General features: G+C 71.3%; 9 protein-coding genes and 1 pseudogene. 3 read left to right on the plus strand and 7 right to left on the minus strand.

Going from position 1 to position 11,003, the window contains the following annotated elements:
- The 6 genes and pseudogenes from KF837_44730 to KF837_44755 all read right to left on the minus strand — a co-directional run.
- A partial coding sequence (locus KF837_44730; GenBank protein ID MBX3234482.1) for a helix-turn-helix transcriptional regulator occupies positions 1–904 on the minus strand: 904 nt, incomplete at its 3' end.
- Between the two features lie 94 nt (positions 905–998).
- Positions 999–1,232, minus strand: a complete 234-nt coding sequence (locus tag KF837_44735) for a WGR domain-containing protein (protein ID MBX3234483.1) — start codon at positions 1,230–1,232, stop codon at positions 999–1,001.
- Between the two features lie 15 nt (positions 1,233–1,247).
- Positions 1,248–2,282 (minus strand): annotated as a pseudogene (locus tag KF837_44740) (DNA ligase).
- 24 nt (positions 2,283–2,306) lie between these two features.
- Positions 2,307–3,533 carry an ATP-binding protein gene (locus tag KF837_44745; protein MBX3234484.1) on the minus strand — a complete coding sequence of 409 codons (1,227 nt, stop codon included), beginning with the start codon at positions 3,531–3,533 and terminating at the stop codon, positions 2,307–2,309.
- The gene (locus KF837_44750; GenBank protein ID MBX3234485.1) at positions 3,506–4,123 is read right to left on the minus strand and encodes a response regulator transcription factor; all 618 of its coding nucleotides are present in this window, start codon (positions 4,121–4,123) and stop codon (positions 3,506–3,508) included. Before KF837_44750 ends, KF837_44745 begins: the two co-directional genes overlap by 28 nt.
- A gap of 28 nt (positions 4,124–4,151) precedes the next feature.
- On the minus strand, positions 4,152–5,117 hold the full coding sequence (locus tag KF837_44755) for a hydrogen peroxide-inducible genes activator (GenBank protein ID MBX3234486.1): 966 nt from the start codon (positions 5,115–5,117) through the stop codon (positions 4,152–4,154).
- 340 nt (positions 5,118–5,457) lie between these two features.
- Here KF837_44755 and KF837_44760 point away from each other — a divergent pair, with 340 nt between their 5' ends.
- The 3 genes from KF837_44760 to KF837_44770 all read left to right on the plus strand — a co-directional run bounded on the left by KF837_44760 (position 5,458) and on the right by KF837_44770 (position 8,575).
- Positions 5,458–6,726, plus strand: coding sequence for a cytochrome-c peroxidase (locus tag KF837_44760; GenBank protein MBX3234487.1), 1,269 nt, complete (start codon positions 5,458–5,460; stop codon positions 6,724–6,726).
- Entirely contained in the window at positions 6,723–7,871 is a 1,149-nt protein-coding gene (locus KF837_44765) for a metallophosphoesterase (GenBank protein ID MBX3234488.1), read from the plus strand. Before KF837_44760 ends, KF837_44765 begins: the two co-directional genes overlap by 4 nt.
- A gap of 485 nt (positions 7,872–8,356) precedes the next feature.
- Positions 8,357–8,575, plus strand: coding sequence for a hypothetical protein (locus KF837_44770; protein ID MBX3234489.1), 219 nt, complete (start codon positions 8,357–8,359; stop codon positions 8,573–8,575).
- A 3-nt stretch (positions 8,576–8,578) separates the two neighbouring features.
- Here the strand turns inward: KF837_44770 and KF837_44775 are convergent, their stop codons facing one another.
- Complete coding sequence (locus KF837_44775; protein MBX3234490.1) at positions 8,579–10,825, minus strand: TIGR02996 domain-containing protein; 2,247 nt, start codon at positions 10,823–10,825, stop codon at positions 8,579–8,581.
- Between the last annotated feature and the right edge of the window lie 178 nt (positions 10,826–11,003).

Below are 11,003 nucleotides of genomic sequence, written 5' to 3' on the forward strand. Positions count from 1 at the left end.
AGAGGAGACGCGCGAGCTCCGTCCGCACGGAGCCCGGCGACGGGAGGTTCGCCTGCCGGTAGGCGTGGCAGAACGCGTTCGCCGACTGGTAGCCGACGGCGGCGGCGACGTCCTCGGTTCGCGCGCGCGGGTTGCTCATCGCGAGGAGCGAGCTCCCGACGCGCCAGCGATCGCGCATCGTGCGCCAGTCCATCCCGTTCATGCCGTAGCGCGACGCGAGCTCGCCGACGAGCTGCGAGACCCGCCGCCGCGAGACGCCGAGCGCCTGCTCGAGGTCGCGCGTGCCGGGCGCGCCCCCGATGTTCGAGAGCGACGAGCCGAGCGCGTCCGCCACGCGCTGGAGCGCCGGCGCGACCGGCACGACGAGGTCACGCGCCCGCCACGCGTCGAACGGCACGCCCTCCGCGCGGAGCCGCGCGAAGAGCCGCCCGATCGCGCCCGCGACGATCGCGTCCTGGTTCGGCCCGCGCCCGACCCGCAGCAACTCCTCCGCGTCGGCGGTGATGTCCGCGACCGCCGCGCTCGCGAGCGCCCCCGTCGGCAGCCCGATCGGCGCGCTCGTCCCGAGCGAGCCGAGGTTGTACTCGATCGAGAGCAGCAGCACCTCGTCGCCTTCGATCCGCATGTAGAGCGAGTCCAGCGCGCGCCCGATCGCGTAGTCGCCCGGCGTGAGCCATCGCACGACGCCGTTCTCGACGTCGCGCACGCGCCCGCGGAGCACGACGTCGAGCCGCGGCCGGTCCCCGTACCCGGACCACGCGACCGCCGGGAACATCATCGCCTCGTCGCACGCGACCCCGCGCCCGTGCTCGATCCGCACACGAAACGCCGAATGCGCGTGATCGACGAGCGTGTAATACGCCCCGATCGACGGCATCGCGAACGAACGACGAAACAGCAGCACGAACCCCAAGCCTCGCACCCTTTGCCGCCCGCGCAAGCCGGTACGACCGCGTCTCGACCCTGAAACTCGCCTGAAATCCGCGCGGGCGGGAGCGCTATGTCTCCTCGTAGCCCTTCTTCGTCTTCTCGGTGACGAGCTTGTCGTATTCCTTTTGCGCCTTCGCGGGGGAGTCGAAGGTCTTCGTCGTGCTCTGGCCGTCGGTGCCGATCTTGCCGTAGCGCGTGGTGAAGGAGGCGCCGTCGAGGCGGATCTCCCAGAACTTGCTCGACGAGCCGTCGACGAATTCGAAGTACCGCGCCCCCGCGCCGCCGCCCTCGTCGTCGAAGATCGCGCTCTTCTTCTTCGTCGGAGCGACGGGCGCGCGCGCGTCGATGCGCTCCGCGACGAACGTCGGGAAGCGCGGGACGCCGCCGTCGGAGAGCTCCTGATAGCGGAACGTGACGAGCGCGCCGATCGCGGGCGGGCTCTCGCGCTCGCGATCCGAGAAGCCGGTGCCGACGTTGAAGCGCGTGCCGTCGGCGAGCTCGACGACGAGCGCGCCGAGGCGGCCCTTGTGCCTCCCCGCGCCCGGCTCGTGGCCGACGACCCGCGCCTCCGCGTCCTTGAAGCTCTTCACCTTGAGGAGCGACGAGCTGCGGCCCACCTCGTAGCGGCTCTTCGGCCGCCGCGCCATCAGCCCCTCGCCGCCGAGCCCCTCCACGCGCGCGAGCTCCTCGCGCAGGTGATCGAGGCCGCGACACGGCTCGTGCGCGTGGACGCGCGCGTACGTCGAGGCCGCGCCGAGGATCGCCTCGCAGTGCGCGATGCGCTCCTCGAACGCGCCGTCGTGCGCCGGCGCGTCGAACACGACGTAGAGGAGGTCCTTCCAGAGCGGGCTCTGGTCCTGCCGCTTCACTATGCCGACCGTGCGCTGGAACAGCTTGCGCCCGCCCCAGAGCTCGCCGTCGAGCGGCGTCTTCGGCAGCTGCTCGGTGAACCACGGCGGCGCGTGGAACTTGTTGCCGAGGCGCGAGAGGAACTGCGTCCCGTCCCAGTACGCGCGCACGCCGTCGAGCTTCTCGCTCAGCCACCAACCCGTGAGGTCGACGTCGACCTCCCATTTGTGCGCGAGCAGGATCGGAGGCCCCTCCGCGTCGTCGGCCGCGCCCGCCGCGCGCGGCGGCTTGCCGGTCAGCTCCGCCCCCCCGAGACGCTCCTTCTCCGCGTCGTCGCCGCGGAAGGCGCGGAGGTGCTTGCACGTTCGCCGCTCGATGGCGGCGCCCTGATGCATCCACGCCGGGCACGTGCACGAGTACACGCCGCCGTTGTTCTTCAGCGTGTACGTCGACGAGCCGGAGCCCTTGACCTGCGTCGTCTCCCCGTCGGCGAGGTCTCCCATCGCCCCGATGCTACCGCGACGGCGTCACGCGCGCAGCGGGGCGCGGACGACGACGGCGGTGCCGCCGGCGGGCGGCGCCTCGAACGTGAGCGCGCCGGCGAGGAGCTCCGCGCGCTGCTTGAGGTGCGAGAGCCCTCCGCGGCTCTCCGCGATCCGATCGGGAGAGAGGCCGCGGCCGTCGTCCTCGACGCGGACGACGAGCGCGCCGGCGTCGACGAAGAGGCGCACGCCGATGCGCTTGGCGCTCGCGTGCTGGGCCGCGTTGCGGACCGCCTCGCGCACGATGAGCGTGACCTCGAGGCACTGATCGGCGCGCACCACCGCGTCGCCGTCGGACGCGACCGCGAGCTCGCACGACGTCGCGAGCGCGCGGCACGTCTCCTCGATCGACGCCGCGAGCTCGCCGACGCGCATGTCCGCCGCCTTGAGCCCGTGCACGACCTCGCGTAGCTCGCCGAGGGTGGAGCGCGCGCGGCGGGAGAGCTCCGCGAGCGCGTCGCGATCGGCCTCCGTCCCCGCGATCGCGTCCGCGCTCCACGCGATCGACGCGAGCTGCGCGCCGAGGCCGTCGTGGAGATCGCGCGCGATGCGGCGCCGCTCGCGATCGACGAGGAGGCCCTCGTAGCGAGCGCGCATCACGTTGCGCTCGGCGGTGAGCTCGAGCGCCTTCCGCGCCGACGCCTCCTGCGCGCGCGCGAAGAAGAGGAGGAGCAAGGTGAAGAACGCGATCCCCGCGGCGTCGGCGACGTGGCCGTTCGCGCCGAACGCGATCGCGGCGGCGCCGAGGCAGGCGCCGTGGGCGAGCTGGGTGAAGCGCGCGTGCTGGAGCTCCTGCGAGTAGGTCACCACGTGCATGATCGAGATGAGCCAGAAGATGCTCGTCGCGCTGCCCGACGCGACGACGAGGGCCGCGGCGAAGGCGGCGGTGCACGCCGTCTCGACGCGCTCCGCGGTCTTGTGCGCGCGCCCGGTGATGCCGCCGCGCGCGCGCGCGGCCACGGTCGCGACGGCGATCGCGACGACGGGCCCGGCGAGCGCGGGGACCATCAGCGCGGGGCCGACGCCGAGGAAGCGGCGGACGATCGGGACGAACGTGAGGCCGGCGAGGAGGACCGCGAACGCGACGACGCCGGCGAAGAAGCCCCAGCTCCGCTGCGGGGCCAAGCTCGCGACGTACCGCTCCTCGATCAGGCGCTCCATCTCCGCGCGCAGCTCGGCGTCGCTCACCCGCGTCGGTTCTTCTGCGCCCATGCCGCGGCCTCGGTCTTCGTCGTCACGTCGAGCTTGCGATAGAGGTTCTTCACGTGCGTCTGCACCGTGCCGAGGCGAAGCCCGAGCTCCTCCGCGCACTCGGTGTACGTGGAGCCGCGCCGCAGGCAAGCGAGGACCTCCTCCTCCCGGTCGGTGAGCGCGACGTCGGCGGGCTTGCGTCCGAGGTCGAAGAGGTAACGCGCGACGCGGCTCGACACCGGCGTGTGGCCGTCGAGGCACTCCTCGATCTGCGCGATGACGCGGTCGACCGGATCGTCCTTCAAGAGGTAGCCGACCGCGCCCGCCTCGACCGCGGCGAGCACGGTCGCGCGGTCGTCGAAGACCGTGAACGCGAGCGCGCGGATCGGCGGCGTGCGCTGCGCGAGCTCGGCGATGACGTCGACGCCGCTCGCGTCCGGCAGCCCGAGGTCGACGATCGCGAGGTCGATCGCGCGGTCCGCGGTCGCGCGCGCGGCGGCGGCGGAGGACACCACGCGCACCGTCCACGCGCCGGCGCGGCGCGCTTCGAGCACCGACGCGAATGCCGCGCCGAGGCGCGCATCGTCTTCGACGAGGAGGAGCGAACGCAATGTCGATCAGTATAACGGTTCGCGATCGTCAGACGCGCGGCGTCAGCACGTTGCGGGGGCGCGGCCGCCGCTGAAGCTCGGCCGGGAGCGCCTCCAGCAGCGTCGCCAGGAGCGCGTCTGCGATGCCGCGACGCAGGTGCTCGCGCGCGACGAGGAGGCTGATCTCGCGCTTCGGCTCGGGCTCGGAGAAGCGGCGGACCTGCGCCGCGCGGCGTCCCGCCGGCAGCGTGGCGGCGAGGAGCTCGGGCACGATCGTGATCCCGAGCCCCGCGTCGACGAGGCCCATCAGGGTGTCGAACGAGCCGCCGTCGAACAACACGTTCGGGGAGTCTCCCGCGAGCCAGCGCCGGTCGACGCTGCAGAGATGCAGCGTCTGCGAGCGGAAGCAGTGCCCCTCGCTGAGGAGCCAGACGTGCTCGTCGGTGAGGGAGGCTTGCTTGAGGCGGTCCTTCTCGGCGAGGGGATGGCGCGGCGGCAGGTACACGAGGAAGGCCTCGTGGCAGACGACGCGCTCCTGGATGCCGGGCACGTCGAGCGGCGTCACCGCGATGCCGCCGTCGAGCGTGCCGTCGCGGAGGCGGCGCACGAGGAGATCGGTCTGCGTCTCGAAGACCTCCAGCGCCACGCCCGGATACGCGCGGACGAACCGGGGGAGGAGGCGCGGGAGGATCGTCGTCGCGAGGGTCGGCAGGATGCCGAGGCGGTAGCCGCCGGCGACCTCGTCGGTGCCGCCCGCGATCTCGGCGAAGTGGTCGATCTGCTCGAGGATCGCGCGGGCGTGATCGATGACGAGCCGCCCGCGCTCGGTGGGCGTGACCGGCTGCCGCGTGCGGTCGAAGAGCATGCACTCGAGCATGTCCTCGACCTTCTTGATCTGGGTCGAGAGCGCGGGCTGCGAGACGTGGCATCCGCGCGCAGCCTCGCGGAAGCTCCGGTGCTGGTCGACGGCGACGATGTAACGCAGCTGCTGGATCGTCAGCGCCGATAAGTCCATCTTATCGCTCCATATACAACAATGACTTGTACCCGCGCGCGGTCCGGAAGATGTTGCATCTTCGAGAGGTCAGGCCATGCAAGGAAACCCGAAGCGCCGCGCACGACTGTTCGTCGCGGCCTCCGTCCTCGCCGTCCCCTTCGCGTACACCATGTTCGCGAGCGGAGCGCCCGGCGATCCCGCCCCCCCGGCGGCGCCCACCGCGAGCGCGAAGCCGCCGGCCGCCGACGCGGCGAGCCCCGCCGCGACGACGGGGGCAGAGACTCCGCCCGCCGGCGCGGTCCCCGGCGCCGAGAAGCCGGCGTCGGGCGGAGGAGATGCCCCGCACGGCGCGCTCAACATGGAGCGGCAGATGGCGGTCGTGCAGGCGGTCATCAAGCCGCTCCCGTACAACACGCCGCCGCCCGGCATCGACCCCTCCTACTGGAAGTTCCTCGTCCCGCAGGACAACATCGCGAACGACGCGCGCATCGCGCTCGGGCGGAAGCTCTATTTCGACACCCGCCTCTCGAAGGACAACACCGTGTCGTGCGCGACGTGCCACGACGTGAGCCGCGGGTTCGCCGATCGGCGCGGGACCTCGGAGGGCATCGGCGACAAGCTCGGCCAGCGCAACGCGCCGACGACGATGAACTCGCTCTTCTTCTCGACCCAGTTCTGGGACGGCCGCGCCGCGACGCTCGAGGAGCAGGCGAAGCTCCCGATCGTGAACCCGATCGAGATGGGGATGCCGAACGGGCAGGCCGCCGTCGACGCGATCAAGAACGACAACGACTACAGGGTCATGTTCCAGGCCGCGTACAACCGCGCGCCGAGCTACGACGACATCGGGCGCGCGATCGCCGCGTTCGAGCGCACGCTCGTCTTCCTCGACGCGCCGTTCGACGACTTCCAGGGCGGCAACGCGAAGGCGCTCGGCGAGGACGCGAAGGCGGGCTGGATCCTCTACAACGGGAAGGCACGCTGCAACTCGTGCCACCAGATCTCGAGCGGCTCTCCGATCGGGACCGACAACCGCTTCCACAACGTCGGCGTCTCGGCGAAGCACCAGGACTTCGAGGCGCTCGCGAAGAAGGCGCTCGCCGCGCTCGCGAAGGACAACAGCAAGGAGGCCCAGGACCGCTTCGCGCTCGAGACGGACCTCTCCGAGCTCGGGCGCTTCGTCGTGACGAAGAACCGGAACGACATCGGCTCGTTCAAGACGCCGCAGGTCCGCAACGTCGGCATCACCGCGCCGTACATGCACGACGGCTCGATGGCGACGCTCTGGGACGTCGTCGACCACTACAACAAGGGCGGCGAGCCGAACGCGTTCCTCGACGGCGGGATCGAGCCGCTCGCGCTCACCGACACGGAGGTCGACCAGCTCGTCGCGTTCCTCTTCGCGCTGACCGACGTGCGCTTCGCCGACGCGAACAAGGCGGAGCTCGATAGGCAGAAGAAGATCGCGGCGCAACGGCGGCCGAACAAGGACGAGGCCGCCGCGATGCGGAAGGTCTTCCCCTTCGAGAAGCGCCTCCAGGCGCCGACCTCTCCGCCCGCCCCCGCCGCCGCGGGCACGGGCCCCGCCACCGATGCCGGCACCACGACCACGGAGCAGAAGCGATGAGCGACCGCAAGAAGCCCCTCGGGTTCAAGAGCATCGAGACGAAGCACGAAGAGGAGCGGCAGGAGCTCGCGCGCGGCCTCCACAACCTCGATCGCCGCTCCTTCCTCAAGGTCAGCGCCGCCGCCCTCGGCGCCGCGGCCGGACTCGGGGTCACGCCGCACTCGTTCCAGCCGGTCAGCGTCGCGTACGCGCAGACGGGCCCCGGCGGCGCGGTGAAGGCGCAGCAGTTCCGCTTCGCGTACATCTCGGACTCGCACCTCTACGAGCGGACGCTGAACGATCGCTTCGTCAACGCGCTCATGCGCGCGGTCGACGACGTGAACGCGATGGACCCGCAGCCCGACTTCGTCTTCTACGGCGGCGACCTCGCGCAGCTCGGGAAGGCGAAGGAGCTCGAGACCGGCGCGCAGATCCTGAAGAACCTGAAGGCGCCGCTCAAGGTGATGGTCGGCGAGCACGACTGGTACCTCGACATGGGCGAGAAGTGGAAGGAGCTCTTCGGCCCCGACCAGTACTCGTTCGATCACAAGGGCGTGCACTGCGTCGTCCTCAACTCGGTCGTCGAGAAGGACTTCTGGACGGAGCGCAAGCTCACCCCGGAGCAGCGGATGGGCACCGTCGCCGGCCTCGACAACGGCGTGCAGAGCCCGTTCTCGGTCGGCGTCGACAACAGGAAATGGCTGGAAAACGACCTCAAGGGTAAAGGCGCGGATACCCCGCTCATCGTCTTCAGCCACTCGCCGCTCTACAAGCTCTACAAGAACTGGAACTTCTGGACCGACGACGCCGACGAGGTGCAGGCGATCCTCCGTCGCTTCAACAACGTGACGGTGTTCCACGGCCACACGCACCAGATCCTCACGAACCGCATCGGCAACATCAACTTCCACGGCTTCCTCTCGACCGCGTGGCCGTGGCCGTACGCGCCGCAGGGCCTGCCCGAGATGACGGTGCAGATGGGGCGCCCCGATCCGTTCAACCCGCACGACGGCTGCGGCAACGGCTCGGCGCTGGTCTACCCCGACGCCCTCGTCGACAAGGTCCACAACCTCTGGAACCGAAACCCGATCACGATCACGAAGAAGTACATGACGAGCCGCGGACAGGCCGACAAGCCGCAGGTCCCCACCCTGAGGAGCTACTGATGAACCCGCGTTCGCTGATCATTCCTGCGGCCGTCGCCGTCGCCGGCCTCGCCGCTGCCTGCCAGCCGAAGCCGGCCCAGAACCCGGAAGCCTCGGCGCAGGCCGACGGCGGCGCGGCGGCGTCCGGCGCGGCGGGCGGAGAGACGACGGAGGTCCTCCTCTGCGACGGCAAGACGAAGGTGACGGTGCCGACCGGCACGCCGGGCACCGCGATCGCCGGCTCGCTCATGACGGAGTGGCTCGCGAAGCACCCCGGCTCGACGTGGGAGGCGGAGGAGCGGGAGCGGCACACGCTCGTCGGCGCGTCGGACAACGCGGGCCTCGTCGATCCGAAGCTCGGCCCGAACGAGACGTCGACCTACGGCCGCTTCTCGGCGCAGGACGTCGCGCTCTGGAAGACGGAGACGGAGCGCGTCGCGACGGCGGGCTCGATGGTGTTCCACGACGCGGACAAGCTCGGCTCCACCGTCGGCGTCTCGTGCGACATGTGCCATCCGCACGCGGCCAACACCCACCCCGAGACGTACCCGAAGTTCCAGGTCCAGCTCGGCCGCGTCGCGCTCCTGCGCGACATGATCAACTGGTGCATCGAGCACCCGGTCCGCGGCAAGCCGATGTCGAGCGACGATCCGCGGATGCGCGCCCTCGAGGCGTACATCACGGCGCAGCGCAAAGGCAAAACGCTCGAGTACGGCAAGCACTGACCGTCACAGCGTGACGAGCGCAGCGACGGCGGCGCGCGCCGCGTCGTCGAAGGTCACGCCTCCACTCACGGTCAGCTTCGTCGTCGGCGGCAGCGTGAGCGACCGCAGCGCCTGGAGGAGCGACGCGGCGCTCCTCTCGTCGATCGCGACGTCCCCTTCCACCGGGCGGACGGTCAGCGCCGTCGGGGCGAGGTCGGCGTCGAGCTCGACGTCGAGGCGGTAGCGATCGTAGTGACGGCGGAGGAACGAGAGCGTCTTCACCTTGCGCCCCGCGCTCCGGAGCGCGGCGATGACGGAGGCGAGGTTCGTCGTCGCCGCCGTCATCGTCTCGAGCGCGTCGAAGAGCGGCGAGGTCACGAGCGCCTCCGGGATCCCGTCCTGGTGAAGCATCCCGTTCGACCAGAAGAGCTCGAGGTGCTTCACCTTCGAGAGCCCTCGCCCGCCGATGCCGGGGAGGCGGGCGAGGACGGTCGGGAGCGGCTCGCGCTCCTGCCACGAATAGCCGAGGCGGAGCTCCTCGAGCGTCGACCGCGGTGACTCCCGCTCCGCCACTCGCGCCGCGAGGGACGGCTGCGCGTGGAGGACCCGCAGCGAGCGCGACGAGGCGATGACGGCCGCCGCGGCGTCGTCCTTCTCGAACTGAGGCTCGATCTCCTCGATGAACCAGAAGAGCGGGTGCCCCTCGAAGAACCACGCCGGCGGCGCGTTGCGGAGCTCGATCTCCTTCACGAGGCCGCGGTCGAGGACGATACCCTTGCTCGAGAGCGCGTACGCGAGATCGCGGTACGCGACGCAAGCGACCGGCCCGAGGAGGGCGCGCGCGTGCTGCGCGTAGAGCGCCGCGATGCGATCTCGGTCGGGCGCGGCGGAGGTCTGGAGGACGATGAGCTCGCCGCGCGGGTGACCACGCTCCGTCAGCCAGTCGGCGTAGACGAGGCGCGGGCCGTCCTCCTTCGGCGCGGCCAGGATCGCCTCGAGGAGCTTCCGCTCCGTCACGAGGCGCTTCGCGTCCCACGCGTCGAGCGCCGCGCCGAGCCGCTCGAGCGCGCGCCGCTCGTCGCTCGTCGGCTCCGTCGGGACGCCGGCGATGACCTTCAGCGCCGCCGGTCCGGCGCGCCGGAGCGCCGCGCGGCGCGCCTTGTTGTCGCCGCGCACCTCCGTGAACCAGCCGAGGTTCGGCGCGAGGCGGACGTCGACGTTCTTCACCAGGAGGTCGGCGACGAGCCCCCACGAGCGCGTGCGATCGGAGAACGTGCTGCCCGCGCAGTGGAGGTACATCGCGCGCGCGACGCGGGGATCGGCCGGCCACGCGAGCATCTCCTCGAGCCGCTTCTCGGCGTCGCCGGCCTTGCGATCGCCGGCGGCGTCGGCGAGGCGGCCGACGTCGATCGGCCGCTTCTTCGCCGCCAGCTCGAGCCACGCCTTCTGGAGCCCCTTGTCGTCCCCGCCCGGGCAGGCGACGCCCTCGTCGTGGAGCGCCGTCACGCGATCGATCGCGGCCGCGAGCTCGGCGAGGCGCGCCTCCCGCCACGCCTCGAGGAGCGCCTCGACGCAGGCCGGCAGGTCGTCCGCCTCGACCGCCGCGATCGCGCGCGCGAGCGGATCGCCGCTCGGCGCGGCGGTGCTCGGCGCCTTCGCGGGCGCGGGTGTCTTCGCCGGCTTCGCGGTCTTGGCGGCGCGGACGACGGCGGCGACGGCCGCCTCCTCTTGCTTGGAGAGCTCCGGCGCGGCGGGGATCTTCTTCAATACCCGCTCGAGACCGCTCGTGAGCTTGGGCCAGAACTTGGACTCGCCACCCTTCGTGCGGAGGCGCTCTTGCAGGATCGGGACGACGCGCGCGTCGCCGGTCTGCGCGAGCGAGGCGAAGATCTTCGTCCAGATCGGGAAGTTCGCGCTCGAGGTCGTCGGCGGATCGAGCGCGAGCTTCGCGAGCGCCATCGCGATGCGCGGATCGTCCGGCCGCTCGACGAGCTGCTCGATGCGGCCGCCGAGCGTACCGATCGGCCCGGCCTCGAGCAGCGTCGCGAGGAGGGCGAAGAGGTCTCCCGCGTTCCCCGCGCGCGCGAGCGCCGTCCACGCGTGGCCTTCGAGCGCGGGCGACGGCGGCGGGAAGGCGGGAGCGAGCGCGTCGATCGCGTCCGCGAGCTGGGGCGCGCGCTTCTCTCGCCACGCGTCGAGGAGGGCATCGAGGGCTTCGACCGTGCGACCTTCTTCCAGCGCGGTCGCGACCTGCTTCATCTCGGCGATCACGCCCCGAGTGCACCAGAGCCTGCGCGGAAGTCCAATCATTCGTGGACCATGGGATTTCGTCCTCCCGTGGTCCGTCGATAGAGTGCATGCACGATGCACCGATCCATCCATTGTCTCTCGTTCGCCGTCCTCGTCGCCTGCTGCCGGTCCTCTGGGACACCGAGCAGAGCGACGACGC

Origin of the sequence: Labilithrix sp., from assembly GCA_019637155.1 — a bacterium.
Taxonomy (GTDB): Bacteria; Myxococcota_A; Polyangia; order Polyangiales; family Polyangiaceae; genus Labilithrix.